Origin of the sequence: Bacillus luti (assembly GCF_009739945.1) — a bacterium.
In the GTDB taxonomy this organism is placed as follows: domain Bacteria; phylum Bacillota; class Bacilli; order Bacillales; family Bacillaceae_G; genus Bacillus_A; species Bacillus_A luti.
Window position 1 is genome coordinate 3,856,265 of sequence record NZ_CP040336.1, and the last position, 26,053, is coordinate 3,882,317.

Genomic DNA, 26,053 nt, shown 5'->3' on the forward strand with positions numbered 1-26,053 from the left:
ACAATTATAGTTATTAGTATAGGTATACCAAATATATCCACCCCATTTTTCTGTAAAATTACTTTATAACATGAAAGATTAACTTGGGTGATAAGTTATTGTGAATGTTTTTTTACAAAACAGATAAGTAATAGTGTTTGGTATTATGTAAATTATTGTAATAACATAAGAGTAAAGAAAACAATTACATTATTTATTAGTTAATCAATTATTGAAAAAGAGCAAAATGCACCTTTGTATGGAAAAGGATTATATGCATTGGGAGGTTTAAACAAATGACGAGGAAGAATACAACGACAAACCCTTGGGCCAAGTTCCACGGTCCGAACCTTGGTTATGTTATTGAGCAGTATGATCTTTACGTAACTGGAGCAGGTTCTGTTGATCCGGAATTACAAGAGCTTTTTGAAATTTTTGGAGCTCCTTCGTTTCAAGATGATGTCGTAACAGGGGACAACACAGCAACACATTTTTCTCCTCAAAACACAGGGAACATTGAAAAGATTCTTAAAGTCGTTCAACTTGTTGAGCAGATTCGTTCTTTCGGGCATACGTTGGCTCACATCAATCCGATGGAAGATGCTGCAAATGGACAATCTCTTCTTGAGAAAGCAATGAGTGAACTGAGCGATGCTGACTTGAAAGCGATTCCAGCGAAAACAGTATGGCAAGATGCACCAGAAGGTATTCACACTGCACTTGATGTAATTCATAGATTAAAAGACGTTTATACAAAATCTTTAGCTTATGAATTTTCTCATATACAAGATAGTGAAGAACGCGCGTGGTTGCATCAAATGGTGGAATCAAATTCATTGCGTCAACCACTATCAAATAAAAAACGAACTGCTCTTTTAAAACGTTTAACAGCTGTTGAAGGTTTCGAGCAATTCTTGCATAAAACATTCGTTGGGCAAAAGCGTTTCTCTATCGAGGGCGTTGATATGCTTGTACCTGTTCTAGATGAAATTGTTCTAGAAGGTGCGAAGAGCGGCGTAGAAGATGTCATGATTGGTATGGCTCACCGCGGTCGTCTAAGCGTACTTGCACACGTACTAGAAAAACCATATAGTCACATGTTTGCTGAGTTCAAACATGCAAAAATAGAAGGTGCAGTAGCAAATGCTGGCTGGACTGGCGATGTAAAATACCATTTAGGTAGAGAACAAGTCGTTAGTAATGAAGAAGTTAGCACTCGCGTTACATTAGCAAATAACCCAAGTCATCTTGAGTTCGTTAATCCTGTAGTAGAAGGTTTCGCACGTGCGGCTCAAGAAAACCGTAAAAAATCTGGTCTTCCAGAACAAGATACTTCAAAATCATTCGTAATTTTAGTTCATGGTGATGCTGCATTCCCTGGTCAAGGTATTGTGTCTGAGACACTTAACTTAAGCAGATTGAACGCGTATCAAACGGGCGGAACAATTCATGTTATCGCAAACAATGCAGTTGGTTTTACGACTGATAGCTATGATTCTCGTTCTACTAAATATTCAAGTGACCTTGCAAAAGGTTTTGATATTCCAATCGTTCACGTGAACGCTGATGATCCGGAAGCTTGTCTTGCTGCGGCTAACCTTGCGATTCAATATCGCATGTTGTTCAAAAAAGACTTCTTGATCGATTTAATTGGTTACCGCCGCTACGGTCATAACGAAATGGATGACCCAGCAGTTACGCAACCACAAGTGTACAAAAAGATTAAAAACCACCCTACTGTACGAGCAATTTATGCAGATCAATTACAAGCTGCTGGTGTTCTAAATGCAGATGAGGTTGAAACGATTACACAGTTTATACAAGAGCAATTAAAATCTGACTATGCACAAGTACCACCAGCTGATACGAGCGCTGCAACGATTCACGTTAAAGTGCCAGATGTTGTTGCAAAAGGTATTCAGCCGATTGACACTGGTATTGAGCTTGACTCACTTCGTGCAATTAATGAAGGTCTACTATCTTGGCCAGAAGGCTTTAACGTATATCCGAAGGTGAAGAAAATTCTTGAGCGCCGTAAAGATGCTCTTGAAGAGAACGGTAAAATTGAATGGGCACTTGCTGAGTCATTAGCATTCGCTTCTATTTTACAAGAAGGTACGCCAATTCGTTTAACTGGTCAAGATTCACAGCGTGGTACGTTCGCGCATCGTCACATCGTATTACACGATACGGATACAAATGAAACATATTCACCACTACATCGCTTACCGAACATTAATGCTTCATTCTCTGTTCATAACAGTCCGTTATCAGAGGCTGCAGTTGTTGGTTACGAGTATGGTTATAACGTATTCGCTCCAGAAACTCTTGTTATGTGGGAAGCACAGTACGGTGACTTCTCAAATACTGCGCAAGCATTATTTGATCAATATGTTTCAGCGGGAAGAGCAAAATGGGGTCAAAAATCTGGTTTAGTTCTTCTATTACCACACGGTTATGAAGGTCAAGGACCAGAACACTCTAGCGCACGTCCAGAGCGTTTCTTACAGTTAGCTGCTGAGAACAACTGGACAGTTGCAAACTTAACTAGCGCGGCACAATACTTCCATATTTTACGTCGTCAAGCATCTATCTTAGGAACAGAAGCTGTTCGACCATTAGTACTTATGACGCCGAAGAGTTTATTACGTCACCCACTTACGCTTTCAACTGCTAGTCAGTTAAGCGAAGGACGTTTCCAACCTGCTTTAGAACAAGAAAACCTTGGCATGAAACCAAACAAAGTAAAACGTCTCGTTTTAAGTACAGGTAAGATGGCGATTGACTTAGCAGCAGAAATCGAGTCTGGTAAACATGAGTACAACTTAGATGAAGTTCATGTTGTTCGTATTGAACAATTGTACCCATTCCCTGCTGAGAAAGTTCAATCTATTATTAAACGCTTTAAAAACTTAGAAGAAATCATTTGGGTTCAAGAAGAACCTCGTAATATGGGCGCATGGCATTACATGGCTCCAATTCTGTTCGAACTAGCTGGAGATAAAGTGAAAACAGGTTACATTGGACGCCCAGATCGTTCTAGCCCATCTGGTGGCGATCCATTCGCTCACAAAGCTGAGCAAGAACTAATTGTTGCACACGCTTTAGATGTGAAGTATAACTTCCGTCAAGATAAACAAGAAATTGAAGTTTACAGCAACTAAAAAGTAAGAATGAAGGTTTCTAGCTTGCATTGGGCAGAATATCTGCCCAATGTCAGGCTAACAAATGGAGATTACCGAAGTTAAAAGAAGAAAAAACACACCGTTAGGCAAATAAGGGGAGGACATTTAAAATGATCGAAATTAAAGTACCTGAGCTTGCAGAATCTATTACAGAAGGAACTATTTCACAATGGCTTATCAACGTAGGCGACAAAGTCGAGAAAGGTGGCAGCGTTGTTGAGCTTGAAACTGATAAAGTCAATGTAGAAATCATTGCAGAAGATTCAGGTATTGTATCGAAGTTACTAGGCGAACCTGGGGATACAGTTGAAGTTGGCGCAACTATTGCAATTTTAGATGCAAACGGCGCACCAGTTGCAGTAAGTACACCTGCACCAGTGGCTGAGCAACCAAAACAAGAAACAGCTGAAGCACCGAAAGCAGCAGCTCCAAGTGCTGAACAAACTACGACTCTACAAGGTTTACCAAATACGAACCGTCCTATCGCATCACCAGCTGCTAGAAAAATGGCTCGTGAATTAGGAATCGACTTAAACGACGTACGTAGCACAGATCCACTTGGACGCGTGAGACCACATGATGTACAAGCTCATGCTGCAGCACCAAAAGAAGCACCAGCTGCTCCAAAGAGTCCAGCTCCTGCTCCAGCTGTAAAAACTGAATTCGAAAAACCAGTTGAGCGTGTGAAAATGTCCCGCCGCCGTCAAACAATTGCAAAACGTCTTGTAGAAGTTCAACAAACATCTGCAATGTTAACAACATTTAACGAAGTTGATATGAGCGCAATCATGGAATTACGTAAAGAACGCAAAGACGCTTTCGAGAAAAAACATGATGTACGTCTTGGTTTCATGTCATTCTTCACAAAAGCAGTTGTTGCAGCATTAAAACAATTCCCATTATTAAATGCTGAAATTCAAGGTGACGAGCTTATCATTAAAAAATTCTATGATATCGGTATTGCAGTAGCAGCTCCAGATGGATTAGTTGTTCCAGTTGTACGCGATGCTAACCAATTAAACTTCGCTGAAATCGAAAGCGAAATTCGTAATTTAGGTATGAAAGCACGCGATAACAAACTTTCATTAAAAGAACTACAAGGTGGTACATTTACAATTACAAACGGTGGTGTATTCGGTTCTCTAATGTCAACACCAATCCTAAACAGCCCACAAGTAGGTATTTTAGGAATGCATAAAATCCAAGTACGCCCAGTTGCAATCGATAACGAGCGTATGGAAAACCGTCCAATGATGTACATCGCTTTATCTTATGATCACCGTATTGTTGATGGTAAAGAAGCGGTTAGCTTCCTTGTTGCTGTTAAAGATATGCTTGAAGATCCAAAATCATTATTATTAGAAGGTTGATAGACTAATAGTCTATTCAAGGCTGTAGAATGAATTATTCTACAGCCTTTTTTTATTGCGTTCATACGGGACAAATCACATGACATACGTTAATAATGTATGCCTACAACGTAAGGAGGATTAAAATGAATAACCTTCCAGCTCATGCAAAACTTAAAGCAAATAAGGATACTTTCTTTCTTCCCGATTCAAACGGGGGTGTCTATTTTCGAAATAACGCCAGTTCATTCCGCATGGACGGTGACGGGATTTATAACTGGATTGAAAAATTAATGCCCATGTTTAATGGTACTTATTCGTTAGCAGAAATAACAGATGGACTCCCTCTCCCTTATCAAAATCGTGTATTTGAAATCGGAGAGATTTTATATGAAAATGGTTTCGTTCGTGATGTAAGTCAAGATGCACCTCATGAATTAAACAGCGTATTACTCGATAGATACGCTTCGCAAATTGAATTTCTAGAAGCTGATTCTCATTCAGGTGCTTTAAAATTCGAAACGTACCGCGCTGCAAATGTCCTTATAGTTGGTTCAGGATATATGCTTACTTCCTTAGTTTCGTCTTTACTTGAATCTGGTTTACCTACATTTCATTACCTCGTTACAGATCGTGCTGAAACAAATTATGCCCGAATTCAGGAGCTAATAGAACGTGCACATGAAGTTGATGACAATGTACTTATTCAAGAAATAGATACGACAATTGATCGTCCCCTGCATGAAGTATTCGAACCTTTCGACTGGATTTTGTACGTTTCTCAAGATGGAGATATTGAAGGCTTAAGAGCAGTTCACACTATTTGCAAGGAACTAGGAAAAAACTTCATACCTGCCATTTGTTTAGCAAATTTCGGTTTAGCCGGTCCTGTCGTAACGGCAAATCATGAAGAATGCTGGGAATCCATATGGCATCGACTACATGAAACAACTTTGCAAAATGAAAATTCACCAGATTCCTTCTCTTCTATTACACCTGCAATGTTAGCAAATATAATTGTTTTTGAATTATTTAAACATGTCGCTAATGATTCTTACCGAGAAAAGGAACCACAATTCTTTTTATTAAACTATGAAACACTCGAAGGAACATGGCATCCTTTTATAAAACACCCTCTTGCTACTGATGAAAGTTTTACAATCGATACGATAGAAAATCTTTCCGAAAAACTTGAGCATCGGTATGGCCAACATACTTCAACTGAATTGTTCCGTTTTTTCGATTCATTAACTTCTAAAGAAGCTGGTATATTCCACGTTTGGGATGAACAAGATTTATATCAATTACCGTTATCACAATGCAATATTCAAGTAGCTAATCCACTATCAGATGGCCCGGCCTCCCTCCTGCCCCTTATGACTTGCGGCGGATTGACCCATAATGAAGCACGCCGTGAAGCTGGTTTAACAGGAATTGAAACATATGTAGCAGAAATTATTCATCGCCTTATTCCTGAACATAACGATATCGGTATCGGCGCTGGGGAAACGATGACAGAAGGTGTATACCGGGCACTACAACAACATGTAAACAATAAACTGTATGAACGGCAGTCACATATGCTAGAAGAAATCACAACGATTGACGTAGCAGAAATTCATGATAAACATTGCAGGTTTTATTACGATTCCCTTTCTACAATCCACGAAACACCTATAATAGCAATGGGTGAAGAGATTCTAAGTTTTCCAGTCGTTTGGGTCGGTATAAATGATAGATGGTATGGCGCATCGAACATTAATATGACGTTAGCGTTACGAAGCGCACTACAACTATCACTTCTTCACATTCAAACTGAAGAAACTCCTTACCGAGCTAATATTTTGCCTGACTCCTCTATTATTTTATATGACGCTGATTCCTTCAGCTTAGAAATACAAAGGGAAGAAGACATTCCAGGTGTGCAATCTTTACAGCTTGCTTTACAGCATTTATCGGAACATAATTTTTATCCATTCGTATTTGATTTAGCGATTGAATCATTTTTGAAAGAAAACCTAGACGGTGTGTACGGATTATTAATTGCAAAGGAGGACAGTCTATGACTCAAAATATATTACTTATAGGAGACGGCCTACTTGCAGACTATGTACATGATCAATTATGCGAACAATATTCCATCATTCGCCAACATACTATTACAGAAGAGCTCCCTGAAAATATCGACCTCGCTCTCGTATTACATGACGGCTCTCCTTCTACTATTCATCATGATGCTGAGCTAATTTTTCGTTCCAACGACATTCCGTGGCTACGTGCATTTACTTCATTTGGTGAAGGTATTATCGGCCCTTACATTCATCCTCTTGCAGCTGGATGTACCCATTGCGCCGATGGGAGACGCTTTATTGCTGGATTTGACCAGAAAGAAATGTGGGAATTACAGCGGAAATATGCGCTAAAAGCGGATAATGTGACGAGACGTGATGTACGTGCTACCCAAAATGGTATGCTGCAAATGTGCCAACTCATTCATGCTGAAGCGGAAAAAATATTAGCTAACGGAAATTCTTCTTTAGAAAATGAACTCATTTTACTAAACTTACAAACATTGCAATGTACACGGCATTCTTTTCTTCCTGATCCTCTCTGCCCTATGTGTAGTAATTTACCTGATGATACGGCGGATGCGGCAGAGATTTCTTTACAACCGAGTTTAAAAACAAGTAATGAAACGTATCGCTGTCGTTCCATACATGAGCTAAACACATTTTTAACGAGAGATTATTTAGATTACCGAGTTGGTATTTTGAATGGAAAAATGCAGCATTCTTTATTACCATTTGCTGACGTCATTATAAACATGCCGTTAATGTTTGGAAATGAAGGTGTTGCAGGTCGAACTCATTCATTTGCAATGAGTGAAGCAACTGCTATTTTAGAAGGTTTAGAGAGATATTGCGGTATGTCACCTCGAGGGAAAAAGACTAATGTACACGGTAGTTTTCATGATGTAGCGGATCACGCATTGAATCCCCTCTCGCTCGGTGTACATACAAATGAACATTATAATCGTGATAGTTTTCCATTTAAACCATTTGATCCTTACTATGAACAAAACTGGGTATGGGGCTATTCTTTATTACAAAACAGGTCACTTTTAGTTCCTGAATCAATCGCTTATTATAGCCTCGGTCATCGAGACGCCTTCGTGTATGAAACATCAAATGGATGTGCAATTGGTGGTAGTTTAGAAGAAGCCATTTTTCACGGCATTTTAGAAATTGTAGAGCGTGACGCCTTCCTGCTCACTTGGTATGCTGAATTACCTCTTCCCCGCCTTGATCTTAGTTCAGCAAATGATACAGAATTACAATTAATGATCCAGCGGTTACACACGATTACTGGATATGAGCTACATGCTTTTAACGCGACGATGGAACACGGCATCCCGAGCTTATGGGTAATTGCGAAAAATACGCGTGAAAATGGGATGAACGTTGTCTGTGCAGGAGGCTCTCATTTAGATCCAATCCGTGCTCTAAAGAGTGCCATTCACGAAATAGCAGGTATGTTACTTATAACAGATGATGAACTTGAGCAAAAAAGAGAGTACTACGAAAATTGCTTACAAGATCCTTATCTCGTTAATAAAATGGAAGACCATAGTATGCTGTACGGATTGAAAGAAGCGGAAGAACGTCTTCACTTTCTTTTACGTGAAGATGCTCCAGTCCAAACGTTCCAAGAAATGAATGCATTGCAATCATTGGATATGGATTTGACATCCGATCTTCATCAACTGTTAAATCGTTTGCATCAATCTGGACTCGAAGTAATCGTTGTAGATCAAACTGTACCCCTTATAGAAAAAAACGGATTACATTGTGTAAAAGTCATTATTCCAGGCATGCTACCGATGACGTTCGGGCACCATCTTACTCGAGTTACAGGACTGGACCGAGTATATACTGTACCGATGACACTTGGATATACAGATGAACCTTTAACGAATGAAAAATTAAATCCACATCCGCATCCGTTTCCATAGTAAAGGAGGGATTTCATGCAGCTAAATACTTTTTTACATCATCTCCATTTCTCTATTGATGAAATTATGCCGAATCATGAGGTGGACTGGAAAGACGCACCACTTCCTTATAAATTATACCGAAATTTACCTGTTATCCCTCTCTCTTTAGAAATCTCATCGTCTTTGCCGGACTCTTCTACTACACCTACTTTGGATGCGATTGGTCATTACCTTTTGTATTCATTTGGTTTAACCGAATTATGTCAGCTAAATAGCGGAAGAAATTTATTACGAAGATCTATTCCTTCAGGCGGCGCTTTATATCCGAATGAATTGTATATATATTTAAAGATTGACGATTATCCAGACGGTATTTACCATTACGATGCCGCACATCATCGACTTATCTTACTTCGCGAAGGAAATTTCGATTCTTATCTTACAGACGCACTCGGTAATCGCTGTAACTTACATTCTTGTTTTGGTGCTGCATTTGTATCCACCGTTTTTTGGAAAAATTTCTTTAAATACAATAATTTTTCCTATCGTCTCCAAGGATTAGATAGTGGTGTTCTCATCGGTCAATTACTTGAATGTGCCAAACAGTTCGGTTATACGAATGGCGTATATTTTCAATTTCTAGACCGGGCAATGAATCATTTACTCGGATTATCTGAAGGTGAAGAAAGTGTGTATGCAGTTGTTCCTTTAAGTACAGAATCGCAAACTGATTGGTTTCACAATGATTATCGTGAAAATAAAACAGTTAATTCTCATGAGTTGGTGCAGCAAATTCCGCCGTTAGCACATGAACATTTCATTCGCTCAAAACATGTTGATGAATATCCGATGATAACAAAATTAAATGAAGCCTCTATGATCAAATCGACCGAACACTTCCAAACATTCGCTCATGAAGAATACTATCAACATAGTGCTCATGCTATACAGCTACCGAAAGTAGATCGTTTATCATATGATTTCTTACAACTTTGTAAAAAGCGATATTCACCTGATGCTGACTTTATTTTAACGAAATGGGATACAGCGGGACTCGCTACTTTACTGCAAGAAGCAAGCCTCTCCTTCCCTTATTACAACGATCTTGATGGTAAGTATGTAAATGAAAATGCACGCGTCTCATTATATGGATGTTTTTATAACGTAAAAGATATAGAAAACGGTGCTTACGCTTATAACAGTAAAACGCATTCCATACAACCTATTCGATATGGAGACCTTCGTTATCCCCTTCAATCTAGTATGACGATGGATAATGTAAACCTTTTTCAAGTACCACTTTGCTTCCATGTAGTCGGAAAGAAAGATTACTATACAAATGCATTAGGCTATAGAGGATACCGTATTCACCAAATGGAAGCTGGTATCCTCGTTCATAAACTCGTTTTTGCTGCAACCGCTATGGGGATAGGCGGGCATCCGTTGCTTAGCTTTGATACAAATTCATGCGATCAATTGTACGGGATAGATGCTGGAAATGAAACGTCTCTCATTCAAATTCCTGTCGGGGCGTATCGGGCGCGGGATTGGTTAAAAGGGGCTTTGAATAATTAGAAGCACGCCGTCTATCGGCGTGCTTTTTTAAAGGAATTAATTTATAAAAAACGAAATGAGTATATATTCTTACATAAAAGGAGAGTTTGACTTGAGCATTTTACAACGATTAATTCAGCAAGCAAAAAATCCTCGCGGGACAATTGGTTCTTCCATGCTTTGTATTATGAACGCTGCACATACGAGACTCACAAGTTGGGGATTACAGAAAGTACATATAAAGACAGATGCAATCATATTAGATATCGGTTGTGGTGGAGGTAAAACAATACACACTCTTTCAAAACGAACTCCACTTGGGAAAATATATGGGATTGACTATTCAGATCAAGCTGTTGAAAACTCAAAGAAAGCCAATATACAGGACGTAAAAAAAGGAAAAGTCATCATTCATCAGGCAAGTGTCTCCTCTATTCCTTACAATACAAACTTCTTCGATCTCATAACCGCTTTTCAAACACACTACTTTTGGCCCGATGTGGAACAAGATATAAAAGAAGTATTTCGCGTCTTACAAGCGAATGGATCTTTTTTATTAGTAGCTGAAACTTTCAAAATTCAATATCATATGGAAAAGTGTAAAACGAATGAAGAATTAGTAAACCTTTTTTATAAAACAGGATTTACAAGTGTGAAATGTTATGAAGAAAGAGGATGCCTTTGTGTAATAGGAATTAAGTAAAAAGCAGACCCTTTGAGGTCTGCTTTTTACTAGATTAATTTAAAGATACTCTTAATTTGTCTTGCAAATAACCAGTTTTTCGTACCGTAGTTATCATTTAAGCTATCTAAATTAATAGATTGTCCGTTAGCAAACTTTAATTCTAACGTTGTATTTTTATCATTTGTTTTTAAATTGCTATGTGTAATGGCATCATACTTTAATTTTTCAATTTCAACATATTCGTCTTTTTCTTGTCCGATCACGACATGGTCTTGGAAGAAGAACAACACTTCTACTTTCTTACCGAAACAAAATACATTTTTCGTATAGATTAACGTCGCGTTATCAAGTCCGACACATACTTCTTTCATCTCTTCCACAACGTGTCCAAAGTCTTCTTCTTGTCTTGCGTTTGATTCCGCAATCCATTCTTCGATTGTTTTCATGTTAATTGCCATACTGCGCCCCCTGGTTCGTTCATTGCTTTGTTTTAAAATAAATACTATATGAAAATATAAGCGATACGTACTACGTTTTCAAGGGTGAACGCTATATTCAAAATAAAGTGAAACTTCAATTACTCCGCCTTCACAAAAAAATAGCACTTTAAAAAGTGCTATTCTGCTCTCCTTGCCGCTTGTTGAATCGGATCCCAAACGCTGTTATATGGTGGTGCGTAACTTAAGTCGACGTCTTCTAAATCGTGAATACTCATTTTATTGAAAAGCGCCATTGCGATCACATCAATACGTTTATCTACGCCTTCTTCTCCAATTACTTGCCCGCCTAATAATTGTTTCGTATCAGAGCGATATAGTAATTTCAAGTGAAGTGGTTTGGCACTTGGGTAATAGCCCGCCATATTTGTGGAATCTACTTTGACTGTTTTATACGGGATGTTTAGTCCTTTCGCTTCTTTTTCATTTAATCCCGTTCTCGCGAGCGTCAAATCCATAAATTTAATAATTCCTGTACCTAGCGTACCTTTAAATGCTCTTCGCTTATCAACCATATTGAGTCCAGCAAGTCGCCCTTGTTTATTGGCAGTTGTTCCGAGCGGGATATGATCATGAATTTCCTTTATAACGTGGTAATGTGTTGCACAATCACCAGCTGCATATACGTCTTTTACATTCGTTTGCATATATGCATTTACCTCGATTGCCCCTTTATCATTTGTACGTATATTCGTTCCTTCAAGAAAATCACTATTCGGTTTCACTCCGACAGATACTAAAACAAGATCCGCTTTATATGTACCTTTATCCGTTTCAATTTGTTCTACTCGCTCTTTTCCGATAAACGATTTTACATTTTCATTCGTTAAAATTTCAATATGATGTTTATCCGCTTCTTTATGTATATATTCCGCCATATCTGCATCATAGATCGTACCGATATGATCATTTCGCTCAATCATTCTTACTTTCTTACCAAGTTCTACGAATGTTTCTGCCATCTCAAGTCCAATGGCACCGCCGCCAATAATAATTACATCCTCAATTTTATTCGTTTCTAGCGTTTTTAATATACGCTCAGCATCCGGAATTGTTTTTAAAAGATGAACGCCTTGTAACTCTCGTCCTTCCCACTCTGGCATAACAGGGCGCACGCCAGTTGCAATTAATAAGCGATCGTACGGAAATTCAAACATATCTTTCGTTTTCGTATGCTCTGCGTACACAATTTTCTTTTCCGTATCTACTTTTGTAACTTCATGACGCACTTTCGCATCAATTCCATATTTATCACGAAATGTCTTCACATTGCGCGCGATTAATTTTTCAGTTGAAGCGATAGCACCACTAATTACATAAGGTAAACCGCACTGAGCGTATGAATAGATTTCACCTTTTTCTAACGTCACAACATTTGCAGTTTCGTCGTTTCTAACAATTTGCATTGCTGCGCTCATACCAGCTGCATCTCCGCCAATAATGACATAATTCACTTTACCACTCCTTCTATTTTCCATATTCTTTACGATTTCCATATTTTATAGAAATAACACCTATCCCCATTGTAAAGAAAGACTATTTCATCTACAAATTTGATGCACACACCTATACGTGGATAGGTAACCGTCGTGTCTTATAAACAACATGTTTAATATGCTATAACAGTTACTATTGAAAGTAGGTGAAACATACATGTGCGCCGGCCTTCTCGTCCAGCTCCCAGAAGAACCGAGAGAACCAAAACCCGCCCTCCCGCTTGAACAAGAGTTTACCATTAATACAACTTTATACAGTGCTCGCGCTTGGCTATCTGACGATGACACTTTCTCACAAACTATTTGGAAAGCCTCTCGTTTCTCTTCTGCATCACACGCTAATAAATCCATCTTCCCAGTCGGAACTGTTAAAATTATGAATTTTTCTGATGATACAATAACAGTTACTATATCCTCGGAATCAGATGATGCTCTAAAGATAATCGTTCCTCCTCATTCTGAAGCTGCTTTAACATCTAGTGCATTATCCGATGTGCAAGCCAGTACATCAGGTAGAGCAAGTAAAGTCACATTCCTCTTTCACATCTTCTTCGCTAGGGATCCTGGTCCAGATAAAAAACCATAGAAAAGGTACAGTTATATACACTGTACCTTTTTCACGTACTCTATTCTCTTGATTGAATTCGTTCAACAACCTTTTCCTTAGAATTCCGTAAATCCTCCAGTAATCGTTTGGATTATCGTACTAATGTAAGACCAAAGTACAATACATGTTACGATTCCGATTAAAACATTTGCGATAAGAAGAGTGTAAACAAGATCTAATCCACCGCTATCTAGTTTTAATATAGCTACGATAATACTAATTAACATATACGTTGTAGCCAGCCCTAATAATATTGGCAAGAAAAAGATCAGTAGGAAACTAAACAGAAAAGAAAGAACTAATATAACAATAGCTGGAGTCGCTATCGTTCCCCATATGCCAAATGCTTCAAGAAAAGAAAAAGAAGATTTCATCATCTTACCACTTACAAAAATAATAAATCCGACAAATAAAGTTAAAATTAATAAAAATAAAAAGACCGTTACAGAGTCCCAAAAGAAATTAGGAGTCGTTATATCTGGTGCAAATGTCCTCGTAACAGCAGCTGCTGTGCTCATCACTCTATAAAAAATACATGCTCCTAAAAAACAAATAAGAACAAGACTTACAATTCCATTTCGTACTTCAACCTTGCCGCTTTTCATAATCGCTGTCGGTGCTTTTAAAGCATATTTAAAAAACTGAAAATAGCCGCTCGCAAATCGTTTCGTTTGCTTTACCGTTTCATTTTGCCGAGGTTCCTTTACTTGTGCTACGCCTGCTTGTTGCTCTTCTTCTTCCCGTGCACCACTTACTACTAATTCTTCCGTTAACGAATGTCCACAATTCAAGCAAAACTTTGCCTCTGCTGCATTCTCCGTATGACACTCCGGACATTTCATGCTCTTATCCCTCCTTAAGCGTATACCTGATAGAGTGTTACAAATTCAATATATGAATTTGGACATAAAACATGACTACAAGAAAAGGATTATGAAATCCTCTTTTTAAAAGAAAATATATGTGCTAGCAATCTAGAAAAATAATGCTATTATGAAACAGAGCAAATAAAGTGAACCTTTAAACAGATTGGATGAAAGACAATGGAATTTGTAAACTCTATTTTTCAAATACTCCTTACAAGTGTGCTCCAACTACTCTCTTTAATTGGAGTCATCATTGTAATCGGATTTATATTAGGTTATTTAGAATCACTAACAAGAATGTATTGGGCGAGAGCTTTCGGAAGAAAAGGATTCCTTTTGACTGCGTGGATTGGTGTTCCTATTCACGAACTTGGACATGCCATTATGTGCGTACTATTCCGTCATAAAATTGTAGCAACGCAGTTCTTCCCAACAGATACAAGTCAAGGAGCTTTAGGTTACGTACAACATCAATACAATCAAAAAAGTGTATATCAACGAATCGGGAATTTCTTTATCGGCATCGGGCCTATTATTTCAGGTATTACTGCATTAATCCTTTTAATGCGCTATTTCGTACCCGAATCTTATTCTTTATTTAATACAACTCTCGAAACAACTGTTGCCTCCACTTCTATTAATTTAGAAATGGTTCAGAACATGCTCTTGTCAACGTTCGTATTATTGAAAAGCTTATTTACAATAAGTAATTTATTGAATCCTTCCTTTTGGTTATTTTTATTTATCGCCATTTGTATTTCTGCTCATATCGCTTTAAGTAAACCAGACATTAAAGGATCAATAGACGGTGTTATCGTCATGTTTATCGTGTTATTTTTATTCAACATCATAGCAGGGCTTTTCCAATACGACAGTAATCTGCTAATCGGACAGGTTATGAAATATAATATGTATCTCATTGCATTTTCTAGTGTGGCACTGCTGTTCTCTTGTATTTCTACACTTGTTAGTTTTATGTTTTCTAAAATAAGAGGAGGGCGTTCGTTTTGAACACCCTCTTCTTATTAATTACTTCTCTTATAATCACACTGCTCAACCGGAACACGAGCATGCCCCTCTTCATCGGTACACCATGACTGTGACTGGAATGCAAGGAAGATACCAATCCATTCTTCTTTCTTCTCAAAGTGAATGAGTATTCCTCCGTCTTGCCATACACCATTATCACCTTTCCATTTCTCTACATTCCCTTGGTTCATATGAATATCGTGTATCCCGTTTCCTGGTTCGAAATGAAAGTAAGAATCGGGTGTATTTTCTTCTGGTCCCCATCTTTCGCCAAACGCGTAAATAATTGCTTTTTCTTCTATCGCTCGTTTTATATAACGCTCTATTTTTTCATTTAAATCATTATCAATTCCATCTTTTTCAGCAGGTAAAGGAATCATTTGCTTCGAATCAAATAAATTACCTCTTACATAATCTAAAGCGACTTTCGGTTCATTGTTTTTTATTTCTGTAAAACCGAATGGTAATGTCGGTAAAATATGAATCGCCTCTGACCGAATATCGTCGCTCGCAAAATATAAAACTTCTGACGGATAACTTTGCGACTTTACGTTAATTGCAATGCGATAATTTACTTCTGCTTCGCCTTGTAAATGAACTTGATAATGAGGTGTCCTCCCTTTTCCGATTTTAGATTGTATAACAGTACCTTTTAACACACCATAATTTTTTAAGGGCATACATTTCATCTCCTATTCATCTAAAATCGGCAAGGATACCCCCTACTTCAATCGTGTGAAGGGCGATAGCCCAACGATAAGCGGGGGAGGAATTGCCGGCAGATACGGTATGGTACGTTAAAAATCGTAAGATTCTGTACCATATCAAGTATCTGAAACTTCCACCTTGCCTCCTACTTTCTCTACTTAAGTTGTTTGCTTTCACTAAAAATCTGTTACAATTTAATTAGTGAGAGGCGGTGAACATAATGCCTACAATTACTGCAAAAATACAAATCCATGTTTCCGATAATCAAGCTGAAAGTCTAAAGATAACAACGAACGCTTACCGCAAGGCTTGTAATTGGTTATCAAAACACATATTTGAAACAAAGAACCTTAATCAAGTAAATCTCAATAACTTATATTATTCTGATTTACGAAATCAATTTAGGTTAAAAAGTCAAATGGCTCAATCTGTGATGAAAACTGTAATTGCTCGTTACAAGTCGGCTAAATCAAATGGACATGAATGGTCTTTGATTGACTTCAAACTTGCAGAATATGATTTAGTCTGGAATCGAGATTATTCACTAACCAAAAACCAATTTAGTGTAAACACGCTTGAAGGTCGCCTAAAACTAAATTATGAGCGTAAGGCTATGAAGAAATACTTCAACAGCACTTGGAAATTTGGTACTGCTAAATTAGTGCATAAGTACAAAAAGTGGTTCTTACATATCCCGATGACAAAAGAGTACCAAATATTAGATTTCGCAGATGTAAACAACATCGTTGGTGTTGATTTAGGAATCAACTTCCTTGCAACCACTTATGATAGTCAGGGCAAAACAACCTTCTACAACGGAAATATTGTTAAACATAAGCGTGGTAAATTTAAAGCTACTCGTAAGCAATTACAAACACGACAAACACCATCTTCTCGTAAGAAAATAAAACAAATTGGCTCAAGAGAAAACCGTTATGTAACTGATGTAAACCATCAAATTACAAAGGCACTCGTTGAGGCATACCCTAGAGGTACTATGTTTGTTTTAGAAGACTTAACAGGGGTTCGTTCTGCGACAGAGAAAGTACGAGTGAAAAACCGCTATGTTTCTGTATCTTGGGCTTTCTATCAGTTCCGTCAAATGCTTGAGTATAAAGCTGAATTGAATGGACAAAAGGTAATTGTGGTAGACCCCAAATATACTTCCCAAACTTGCCCTAAGTGCGGAAACATTGAAAAAGCGAATCGTAATAAAAAGCTACACACTTTTAAGTGTAAAAATTGCCAATACCAATCAAATGATGACCGTATTGGTGCGATGAATCTACACCGTAAGGGAATTAAGCATATCAGTGTAGTTACCACAGGAGTATAGCTCTTGTGGTAGGGGCGAAGTCAACCGTCCTTATGCTCCACCATACTAAGGTAGGAGAGCATTGCTCGTTCGTACTACTGGGTAGGAATAAGCGTAGTTGCTCTCTATGAGGATAGAAGCACTGTCGAACTCCGACAGACGCAAGCCCCCACTTCAAACGACCCGTAAGGGTGTTAAGTGGCGGGTTGTTGACTTAGTAGAAGCTTTTCATATTTAAAACATTATCCAATCGTACAAAAAATCCTCCTATGTCAGGAGGATTTTTAATTTCTCAACATATACCAAACAACAACCTCTACCACTATAAGCAACACCGCACCAGAAATCATTAACGTCGTTTTCTTTAATAGTTCATTTTCGCGATGCGGTATATTACATAAATAAGCACCTAGTGTAATCCGTGATGGGCAAGCAATTGTCGCTACTGATGACGCGGTGTTTTGAAGCGTTGTGACATACTGCCACGGGAGTGCTACATTTTGTGCTGTTTGCATTTGTAGTTTTATAAACATCGCATTTGATCCTGCGTTACTACCTGTTAAAAATCCACCGATTCCGCCGATGAACGGAGCAATGAAAACGAAAAATGTACCAAATGTTTCACCAGCTGTATTTGCAAGTAATGAATGCATGCCAGATGCGCCCATTAGTTCTGAAATCGCGATAAACATTGTCGTTGTAATGGCAAAAGGAATCCATTGTTTTATCGTTTGCGAGAGTGATTGTTTAATAATATGAGACGGAATACGGAAGGAGATAATCGTAAATAAACAAGTCATACCGAGCCAAAATCCCGGTGAATAGAGCATTTCTAATTTGTAAGAATACGATTGTAAATCCAGAACTGCATATGATCTGAATAAATCATGTAATGCTGGAACGAGACGCGAAAGTAAAATACAAACGGTTAAGAATATATAAGGACTAATAATTTTTAGAATAGATACTTCCCTCTCCGTTGCCGCAGCATGTTCTGTTATTAGTTTTTGCTCACTTTTTCCTTTTAGTTTAATGATAAGGAAACCAAATGTAATTGTAACGATAGAACTTAGTATCCCTGCCAATTCCACACTTACATACGCATTAGAAAGATAGATTCCGAGAGAAAATAATAGAAAGAATCCTACTCCTTCCTTCCACTTTTCAATAACAGCCTGCCAGCCGCCAACAACGTGTAAAGAAAGAATGACGAAATAAGCAAACATCGGAATGCTTAATAGTGCTGTACTTGTACCGAGTGTTGTAAGTGGCATATTAATAAGTTGCGAACCGATAATCGTGCCTGTTGCCATCGCGCCCCATGAACTAGCTAGTAAACCGATAAATGAAAGCAGTACAGCTTGAAATGGTTTATAGCCTAACGAAAGAAAAATAGGTGCTGCAACCATAAAACCAATACCGAATCCACTTACTGATTCAATAAGCGGACAAATACCAAAACACATAAGAAGCATTTGTAATAGGCGATCGTGAGTAACTTCTTCTAGAAAACGTGCCACCTGATCGATGTATCCCATTTTGTTCATGAGGTGAAATAAAAAAATACCGAAAAATAAAACGTACCCGACAATAAAACAAATTAACGAACCTTTAATCGTTGCGTGTACAGTTTCACTTATCCCTAACCGAAATGTTGGCGAGAGTAAAACAATTCCAACAGAAACGGCATAAGAAATTAATGAGGACCTTAATGACGTTTGTTTAAATAAAAATAAACAAATGAAAATCATCATAATCGGGATAAGTGCCAACAATATGGCCATGTTATCATCTCATTTCGTTAAAAATACAATTTTTTAACTATTATATAACAGATGCCATATTTTTCAATTGTTTTTACAACAGATTAAAAAAGAGCTGTTGGGCTCTTCTTTAATCATTCCCATTTTCTTTTATCCTGAAAAACCGTCTGCTGCCTGATTATTTTGTCTAACATAACAAACACAATATAAGCACATACTACTTGCAATACAATATTCCCAAGTTTTATTAATTCAAATGAATGGATCCATTGGAATAATTCATTTAATAATACAATCGAAACGATACTAAATAGTTCTATGCTAATCGAAAATATACATACTTCTAAAATAGATTGCTCTTGAATGCGATTTAGGTTGGAAAAGATGAATACATATCCTAAAAATAGAGCCATCACCTCTATTTTCGTCATGCTAATGAGCCAAGCGTATAGTGGTACAGTTAAAAGAAGATATAGTAGTTTCCGTCTTAGCATGCTTCCTCACCTCTAAATTATATGTATTTTCTGTATATTTTAACATTTATTACACAAAACAAAAAGAAGAGACTTACGCCTCTTCTTTTTGTTTTGTTGCCTGTATTAATTCACATATTTCTTCTCGTTTTTCATTTTCTAACAGCTCAATAACTTTACTTCCAACGACAACTCCGTCACATATTGTAATCATTTCTTCTACATGTTCCTTTGTTGAAATACCGAACCCTGCCACTACCGGTAAATGCGTGTGTGATTTTACTTTTTCTAAGTAACTATGAATCTCGCCTTTAAAGTTTTGACGTACTCCTGTTACGCCTGCTACTGTAACTGCGTAAACGAATCCTTCTGATTCACTCGTAATTTTTTTAATTCTTTCAACAGGACTCGTTACAGTAACGAGTGGAATGAGCGCAATGTTTGCCTCTCGAAGTAACGGAGCAATAATATTTTGTTCTTCATACGGTAAATCTGGAACGATGATGCCATCTACACCTGCTTCGATACAGTTCTCAATAAATTTTTCTTTTCCGAATGCAAGTACCGGATTTAAATATGTCATGAGTGCAAATGGAATTTGTACTTCTTGCCTTACTTCTGCTAATGCTTGAAAAATGCCTTTTAATGTTACACCACTATCTAACGCTCGCTTTCCCGCTTTTTGAATCGTTGGGCCGTCCGCGACTGGATCTGAAAACGGGATACCAATTTCAACAATACTTGCTCCTGCTTCATCTAGAAAACGAATTCTTTCTTTTAGTTTTTCCAGGCCACCATCTCCGCCCATTACGTACGGAATAAATGCCTTTTTCCCATTTTCAAATGCTGCTTTAATTTTTGCTACTCCCATTTTTTACACCTCTTCCATATAACGTTTTATACTCTCTACATCTTTATCACCACGGCCAGATAAACAAATAACAAGCCCTTCGTCTTTCTTCATCTTCGGTGCTAATTTTAAAGCGTATGCGACAGCATGTGAACTTTCTAGCGCCGGGATAATTCCTTCTTTTTTCGTTAATAGTTGAAATGCCTCTAGTGCTTCATCGTCTGTGATTGAATGATAAGAAACGCGGCCAATATCTTTTAGTAAACTATGTTCTGGCCCAACGCCAGGATAATCAAGTCCTGCTGAAATAGAGTGTGCTTCTTGAATTTGTCCTTCTTCATTTTGCAGAAGGTACATCATCGATCCGTGTAAAACACCGACGCTTCCTTTCGTTAATGTCGCTGCATGTTTCTCTGTATGAACGCCTTTTCCAGCTGCCTCTACGCCGTAAAGAGCAACATCTTCATCGTGTACGAAAGGATAAAACATTCCCATCGCGTTACTACCACCGCCAATGCAAGCAACGACTGCTTCTGGTAACTTCCCTTCTAACGCTTCATATTGTTTTTTCGTTTCTTTCCCAATTACACTTTGAAAATCACGAACAATTTGCGGGAATGGATGCGGTCCAAGAACGGATCCCATAATGTAGTGCGTATCATGCACATGTGAAACCCAGTAGCGAAGCGCCTCATTCACCGCATCTTTTAATGTGCCGCTACCTGCCGCTACGCTTTCTACTTTCGCTCCGAGTAATTCCATTCGGAACACGTTTAATTTTTGACGTCTTACATCTTCTTCTCCCATAAAGATGACACATTCTAACCCGAGAAGAGCACATACTGTCGCTGTTGCAACACCGTGTTGTCCCGCTCCTGTTTCAGCGACAACTTTTTTCTTGCCCATTCTTACTGCAAGAAGTGCCTGACCAATCGTATTGTTAATTTTATGAGCTCCTGTATGATTCAAATCTTCACGTTTTAAATAAATCTTTGCCCCGCCGCAATACTTCGTCATATTTTCAGCGAAATAAAGCGGTGTTTCTCTTCCGACATACGTTTTTAAATAATGATTTAATTCTTTTTGAAACGCTTCATCTTGCATTGCTTCTTTATATGCTTCTTCTAGTTCTAATACAGATTGCATTAACGTTTCTGGAACGTATCGTCCTCCGTATATGCCGTAGTGACCTTTTTCATCTGGATATGCGTAATTCATTTGGAACACTCCTTCGCTTTTTTAATAAATTGTTTTATTTTCTCTACATCTTTCTTTCCTTCTGTCTCCACTCCGCTGCTCACATCAACCATATAAGGCTGGACAGTTTGAATTGCTTCTTCTATATTAAGGGCGTTTAATCCACCAGCTAATATCGTTTTCTCTCGCAACTCTTTTGGCATATGTGCGAGTAGTTCCCATGAAAATTTCTTTCCATTTCCTCCGTGAAACTTTTCTTTTGGGCTATCAAACAATATATAATCCGTTTCATATGCTTGAGCATTTTTCATATCACTCTCTGAAATTACTCCGAGTGCCTTTATAGACGGAATATTCAATCTTCCAATTTGATAATTATCTTCATCCCCATGTAGTTGCACATGTGTTAACCCGCATTCATCTGTAATTTTCTGGATTACTTCTACTGATTCATTTACGAAAACACCGACCTTTAACACATTTGCTGGAAGCTCCTGAATGATTTCTTTCGCTAGCCCTGGAGTGATTTCCCGCTTACTTTCTGCAAAAACAAATCCGAGTGCATCTGCTCCATATTCGCAAGCACGTTTTGCTGTTTCCATATCAGTGATCCCGCAAATTTTCACTTTCATATGTTTACCTTACAATCTTCGAAAAAGTTACTTATAGAAGATGATGTCATAAGCGCTTCTCCGACTAATACGCCTTTTGCTCCGGCTCGTTTGACACGGATGATATCTTCTTTTGAATGAATCCCGCTCTCGCTAATCCACAGTAATTTCTCCTCATTTAATCGTTTTCCGAGCTTTTCCGTTTGGCTTAAATCGACTTCGAATGTTTTTAAATTACGGTTGTTAATACCGATAACGTGCGGATTTAATTGGATCGCAATTTCTAATTCCTGTTCATCATGAACTTCAACAATTGCTTCTAATCCTTTTTCTAGTACGTAGCTATACAGCTCTTTTAACTTCTCTTTCGTTAACGCCGCTACAATTAATAAAATAATATCTGCCCCAGCTTCATACGCTCTATCAATTTGAATCTTATCGATTATGAAATCTTTACATAAAAGCGGAATGTTACTTTCTTCTCTTGCCGTTTGCAAATCGTGAAACGATCCTTTAAAAAATTGACCATCTGTTAAAACAGAAACAGTACCAGCGCCGCACTCTTCATATGTTTTCACTTGCTTTCGTACATCAACGTGTAAATTAATATCTCCTTTTGATGGTGATGCTCGCTTTACTTCTGCAATGACAGTAAATTGATCTAAAGCTTTTACAAGTGAGTATGTTTTTCTGTTTTCTTTTACTGGTGTATACGTTTCATATAACGCTGCAACTTCTATTTTCTTCTGCTGTACAATTTTGTCTAAAATCGTCCCCATTTTAATTCACCCTTTCTAAATTTTCATTACTTGCTGCAATTAATAAGTTTAGTTTCGCTAAAGCTTTTCCAGAGTCAATGCTATGCGTCGCTAGTTTAATTCCTTCTTCAATCGTTTCTGCTTTTCCATTTGCGAAAAGAGCAAGACCTGCATTTAATAAAACGGTATCACGATAAACACTCTTTTCTCCGCTTAATACTCCAAGCGTAATCTTTGCATTTTCTTTTGAATTTCCGCCTCTAATTTCTTCATTTTTCACTATTGAGAAACCGTATTTCTCAGGTTCAATACTCGTTTCTACTATTTCATTATTTTTTAAAATGACAACATGATTTTCTCCTTGCAATGATGCTTCATCTAAAAAACCACTTCCATTTACAACAAGCGCTTGTTTTCTTCCTAGCTTTTGTAATACTTGTGCAACTGGTAGTAACATATCTCGTTTATAAATGCCGACAAATTGTGTTTCTAAATTCACCGGATTTGTTAAAGGACCAATTAAGTTAAAGATTGTCGGCACGTTCAATTCTTTTCTTATTTTCATAATGCGTTTTAATGCTGGGTGCATCGCTGGCGCGAATAAAAATGCGATTCCGACATGCTCTAATAAATAATCAATTTCGTTTGGCGTACTACTAATATTTACACCGAGTTCTTCTAATAAATCTGCACTTCCTGTTTTACTAGAAACAGCACGATTACCATGTTTGGCAACCTTTACGTCAGCTCCTGCCAGTACGAATGCCGATGTTGTACTTATATTGAACGTTTGGGCACCGTCACCACCTGTCCCGCAATTGTCCATCGCACCTTGTATATGATTCGAAAACGGTAATGCCTTTTCACGAAGGGCACGAACGAGACCGTATATTTCTTCTGCTGTTTCACCTTTTGCTTTCAGTAATACTAGGAAAGCTGCAATTTCACTTTCTAATAGGTTTTCACTTAATAAAAGAAGTCCCGCCTTATACATTTCCTCTTCTGTTAAATGTTGCCCCTCCATTAATTTGCGAAGAAAGTTATTCATACTCTTTCCTCCTCTTTCACTTCTGCTAAAAAGGCACGTACTAACTTTCCGCCTTCTTCTGTTGCAATTGATTCTGGATGAAACTGTAACCCGAAGAGCGGATAATAATTGTGACGAACTGCCATTATTTCTCCGTCGTCCATCGCGGTTGCAAGTATGTCAAAACACTCTGGCAAGTTTGTTTGCGCTGCAACGAGAGAATGATAGCGCATCGCTGTAAGCGGCTGCGTCACGTATGAAAAGATTGACGTTCCATTATGTTTCACACGCGATGTTTTTCCATGTTTAATGCGCTCTGCTCTTACAATGTCTCCTCCAAATGTGGATATAATTGCTTGATGGCCAAGGCAAATACCTAATATGGGAACGTTCTTATAAAAATGACGAATGACTTCGATACAAATGCCAGCATCTTCTGGTTTTCCAGGTCCTGGTGAAAGTACAATTCCTTTTGGATTCATCGCTTCTAATTGTTCCATTGTTATTTGATCATTTCTTACGACGACAATATCTTCTTCGTATTCACCTAGCAGTTGATACAAGTTGTATGTGAATGAATCGTAATTATCAATCAGTACAATCATTTCATTACCTCCAAAAGTGCTCTCGCTTTATTTAATGTTTCTTCATATTCAGCTACTGGATCTGAATCGTAAACGATACCTGCCCCTGCCTGAACGTACGCTTTTTCATCTTTTACAACCATCGTTCGAATTGCAAGTGCCATATCAAGGTTTCCTGAGAATGAAATATATCCAACTGCTCCGGCATATACATTTCTTTTTTCATGCTCTAATGTATTGATAATTTCCATTGCTCTAATTTTCGGGGCGCCTGAAACTGTCCCCGCTGGTAAGCAATACGCTAATGCATCAAATCCACTCATTCGTTTTCGCAATGTTCCGTAAACTTCAGATACAATGTGCATAACATGAGAGTATTTTTCTACTTTCATATATTTATCTATTGTAACTGAGCCGATTTCACTTACTCTGCCAATATCATTTCGCCCAAGATCCACGAGCATCATATGCTCTGCTCGCTCTTTCTCATTTTCTAACAGTTCTTTTTCGATTTCCTCATCTTCCTTCTTCGTTTTCCCCCTCGGTCTCGTACCGGCAATTGGGTTCGTCATCACTTTATCGTCTCTTACTGATAGCAAACTTTCCGGTGAAGAACCGAGTACAACATACTCTTGGAAATCGATATAGAACATATATGGCGATGGGTTCGCAATTCGAAGCTTTCTGTATAACGCGAATGGATCACCAATACATTCACTTTGCAAACGCTGGGATAATACGACTTGGAATATGTCCCCGGCTCGTATATGTTCTTTCGCCGTTTCTACCATCTCACAAAATTCTTTTTCCGTTATAGAAGAGGTGAATGATAATGTTGATCGTATTTCATTTCCTTCCGCTTCTTCTCCCTTAAGCACTTCTTCTTTGTATACTTGCAATCTTTCATATACTTCTTCATAATCTGCTGAATCATCTTCCCTGCATACGTATACAAACGACAACTTTTGGCGTAAGTGATCGTAAACGATAAACTCACGATATAGTAAAAGGTGGACTTCTGGAATATTTAATGGATCGTGTAAATCTGCTCCAATGTTTTCATATTGCCGAATAACATCATAGCCAATATAACCAACTGCTCCTCCGCAAAACGGGAATGGACTGCCTACTTGCGCTGGTGCAATTACTTCTTCTAACACTTGCAACACGTTACCTTCCAGCTTTTCTGCCCGGCCGTAAATCGTTCGTTCCACTTCTGTACCAACGCTTTTCACTTCACCATACGGATTACAACCTAAGTAAGAATAGCGTCCTTTATCTTGATGAAGTTGTGAGCTTTCTAATAAAAATTTCTTCTTACCTTTCATACGTCTATATAAAGAAATTGGCGTAATGCTATCTCCTTCTTCTTCAACAATTACTAAAAATGGTTTTCCTTGTTCTTTTTGCTTCATAAATTCTTCTTTCGTCATCATGTCCTTCACCTCGCCCTGAAAAATAAAAAAGTCCTCTACATATCGAAAATATGTAGAGGACGATAAATATACCGCGGTACCACCTCATGT

Annotated in this window: 22 protein-coding genes and 1 other annotated feature (1 of these 23 only partly in view); of the genes, 9 read left to right on the forward strand and 13 right to left on the reverse strand. The window is 38.0% G+C overall.

The features are described 5' to 3' along the window. Nucleotides 1-275 precede the first annotated feature (275 nt). The 6 genes from odhA to EUC40_RS19605 all read left to right on the forward strand — a co-directional run bounded on the left by odhA (nt 276) and on the right by EUC40_RS19605 (nt 10,764). On the forward strand, nt 276-3,143 hold the full coding sequence (gene odhA / locus EUC40_RS19580) for a 2-oxoglutarate dehydrogenase E1 component (RefSeq protein ID WP_156576319.1): 2,868 nt from the start codon (nt 276-278) through the stop codon (nt 3,141-3,143). A 131-nt stretch (nt 3,144-3,274) separates the two neighbouring features. Next, complete coding sequence (odhB, locus tag EUC40_RS19585) at nt 3,275-4,534, forward strand: 2-oxoglutarate dehydrogenase complex dihydrolipoyllysine-residue succinyltransferase (RefSeq protein WP_156576320.1); 1,260 nt, start codon at nt 3,275-3,277, stop codon at nt 4,532-4,534. Nucleotides 4,535-4,659: 125 nt separating this feature from the next. Continuing rightward, nucleotides 4,660-6,579 (forward strand): putative thiazole-containing bacteriocin maturation protein, encoded by a 1,920-nt coding sequence (locus EUC40_RS19590; RefSeq protein WP_156576321.1) that lies wholly within the window; start codon nt 4,660-4,662, stop codon nt 6,577-6,579. Further along, nucleotides 6,576-8,525, forward strand: a complete 1,950-nt coding sequence (locus EUC40_RS19595) for a TOMM precursor leader peptide-binding protein (RefSeq protein ID WP_156576322.1) — start codon at nt 6,576-6,578, stop codon at nt 8,523-8,525. Before EUC40_RS19590 ends, EUC40_RS19595 begins: the two co-directional genes overlap by 4 nt. A gap of 15 nt (nt 8,526-8,540) precedes the next feature. Next, nucleotides 8,541-10,082 carry a SagB family peptide dehydrogenase gene (locus EUC40_RS19600; RefSeq protein WP_156576323.1) on the forward strand — a complete coding sequence of 514 codons (1,542 nt, stop codon included), beginning with the start codon at nt 8,541-8,543 and terminating at the stop codon, nt 10,080-10,082. 91 nt (nt 10,083-10,173) lie between these two features. Continuing rightward, entirely contained in the window at nt 10,174-10,764 is a 591-nt protein-coding gene (locus EUC40_RS19605; RefSeq protein WP_071709936.1) for a class I SAM-dependent methyltransferase, read from the forward strand. A gap of 29 nt (nt 10,765-10,793) precedes the next feature. Here the strand turns inward: EUC40_RS19605 and EUC40_RS19610 are convergent, their stop codons facing one another. After that, nucleotides 10,794-11,204 (reverse strand): DUF3908 family protein, encoded by a 411-nt coding sequence (locus tag EUC40_RS19610; RefSeq protein WP_156576324.1) that lies wholly within the window; start codon nt 11,202-11,204, stop codon nt 10,794-10,796. 158 nt (nt 11,205-11,362) lie between these two features. Beyond that, complete coding sequence (locus tag EUC40_RS19615; protein ID WP_156576325.1) at nt 11,363-12,697, reverse strand: CoA-disulfide reductase; 1,335 nt, start codon at nt 12,695-12,697, stop codon at nt 11,363-11,365. Nucleotides 12,698-12,896: 199 nt separating this feature from the next. Here EUC40_RS19615 and EUC40_RS19620 point away from each other — a divergent pair, with 199 nt between their 5' ends. Then, the gene (locus EUC40_RS19620; RefSeq protein WP_156576326.1) at nt 12,897-13,325 is read left to right on the forward strand and encodes a hypothetical protein; all 429 of its coding nucleotides are present in this window, start codon (nt 12,897-12,899) and stop codon (nt 13,323-13,325) included. Between the two features lie 77 nt (nt 13,326-13,402). Here EUC40_RS19620 and EUC40_RS19625 read toward each other — a convergent pair whose 3' ends face one another. Next, nucleotides 13,403-14,188, reverse strand: coding sequence for a zinc-ribbon domain-containing protein (locus EUC40_RS19625; RefSeq protein WP_156576327.1), 786 nt, complete (start codon nt 14,186-14,188; stop codon nt 13,403-13,405). 201 nt (nt 14,189-14,389) lie between these two features. Between EUC40_RS19625 and EUC40_RS19630 the strand changes: the two genes are divergently transcribed. Continuing rightward, nucleotides 14,390-15,223 carry a hypothetical protein gene (locus tag EUC40_RS19630; RefSeq protein ID WP_156576328.1) on the forward strand — a complete coding sequence of 278 codons (834 nt, stop codon included), beginning with the start codon at nt 14,390-14,392 and terminating at the stop codon, nt 15,221-15,223. Between the two features lie 14 nt (nt 15,224-15,237). Here the strand turns inward: EUC40_RS19630 and EUC40_RS19635 are convergent, their stop codons facing one another. Continuing rightward, nucleotides 15,238-15,921 (reverse strand): DUF2278 family protein, encoded by a 684-nt coding sequence (locus EUC40_RS19635; protein WP_156576329.1) that lies wholly within the window; start codon nt 15,919-15,921, stop codon nt 15,238-15,240. A gap of 248 nt (nt 15,922-16,169) precedes the next feature. Here EUC40_RS19635 and EUC40_RS19640 point away from each other — a divergent pair, with 248 nt between their 5' ends. After that, nucleotides 16,170-17,285 carry an RNA-guided endonuclease InsQ/TnpB family protein gene (locus EUC40_RS19640; RefSeq protein ID WP_156576330.1) on the forward strand — a complete coding sequence of 372 codons (1,116 nt, stop codon included), beginning with the start codon at nt 16,170-16,172 and terminating at the stop codon, nt 17,283-17,285. A gap of 263 nt (nt 17,286-17,548) precedes the next feature. Here EUC40_RS19640 and EUC40_RS19645 read toward each other — a convergent pair whose 3' ends face one another. The 9 genes from EUC40_RS19645 to trpE form a co-directional block, all read right to left on the reverse strand. Continuing rightward, a complete protein-coding gene (locus tag EUC40_RS19645) occupies nt 17,549-19,048 on the reverse strand; it encodes an L-lactate permease (protein ID WP_156576331.1) in 1,500 nt (499 codons plus the stop codon). Nucleotides 19,049-19,161: 113 nt separating this feature from the next. Continuing rightward, the gene (locus EUC40_RS19650; protein ID WP_156576332.1) at nt 19,162-19,521 is read right to left on the reverse strand and encodes a DUF4029 domain-containing protein; all 360 of its coding nucleotides are present in this window, start codon (nt 19,519-19,521) and stop codon (nt 19,162-19,164) included. A 73-nt stretch (nt 19,522-19,594) separates the two neighbouring features. Further along, nucleotides 19,595-20,371, reverse strand: coding sequence for a tryptophan synthase subunit alpha (gene trpA, locus EUC40_RS19655; RefSeq protein WP_156576333.1), 777 nt, complete (start codon nt 20,369-20,371; stop codon nt 19,595-19,597). Nucleotides 20,372-20,374: 3 nt separating this feature from the next. After that, entirely contained in the window at nt 20,375-21,568 is a 1,194-nt protein-coding gene (trpB, locus tag EUC40_RS19660; RefSeq protein ID WP_071709946.1) for a tryptophan synthase subunit beta, read from the reverse strand. Continuing rightward, a complete protein-coding gene (locus tag EUC40_RS19665; protein WP_156576334.1) occupies nt 21,565-22,179 on the reverse strand; it encodes a phosphoribosylanthranilate isomerase in 615 nt (204 codons plus the stop codon). The genes trpB and EUC40_RS19665 overlap by 4 nt, the downstream gene beginning before the upstream one ends. Beyond that, nucleotides 22,176-22,937 carry an indole-3-glycerol phosphate synthase TrpC gene (gene trpC / locus EUC40_RS19670; RefSeq protein ID WP_156576335.1) on the reverse strand — a complete coding sequence of 254 codons (762 nt, stop codon included), beginning with the start codon at nt 22,935-22,937 and terminating at the stop codon, nt 22,176-22,178. The genes EUC40_RS19665 and trpC overlap by 4 nt, the downstream gene beginning before the upstream one ends. Nucleotide 22,938: 1 nt before the next feature. Next, a complete protein-coding gene (gene trpD / locus EUC40_RS19675; protein ID WP_156576336.1) occupies nt 22,939-23,964 on the reverse strand; it encodes an anthranilate phosphoribosyltransferase in 1,026 nt (341 codons plus the stop codon). Continuing rightward, nucleotides 23,961-24,548, reverse strand: a complete 588-nt coding sequence (locus EUC40_RS19680; protein ID WP_156576337.1) for an aminodeoxychorismate/anthranilate synthase component II — start codon at nt 24,546-24,548, stop codon at nt 23,961-23,963. The genes trpD and EUC40_RS19680 overlap by 4 nt, the downstream gene beginning before the upstream one ends. After that, entirely contained in the window at nt 24,545-25,963 is a 1,419-nt protein-coding gene (trpE, locus tag EUC40_RS19685) for an anthranilate synthase component I (RefSeq protein WP_156576338.1), read from the reverse strand. The genes EUC40_RS19680 and trpE overlap by 4 nt, the downstream gene beginning before the upstream one ends. Before the next feature lie 52 nt (nt 25,964-26,015). Beyond that, nucleotides 26,016-26,053 (reverse strand) — a binding site (T-box leader); it runs 207 nt beyond the window's last position.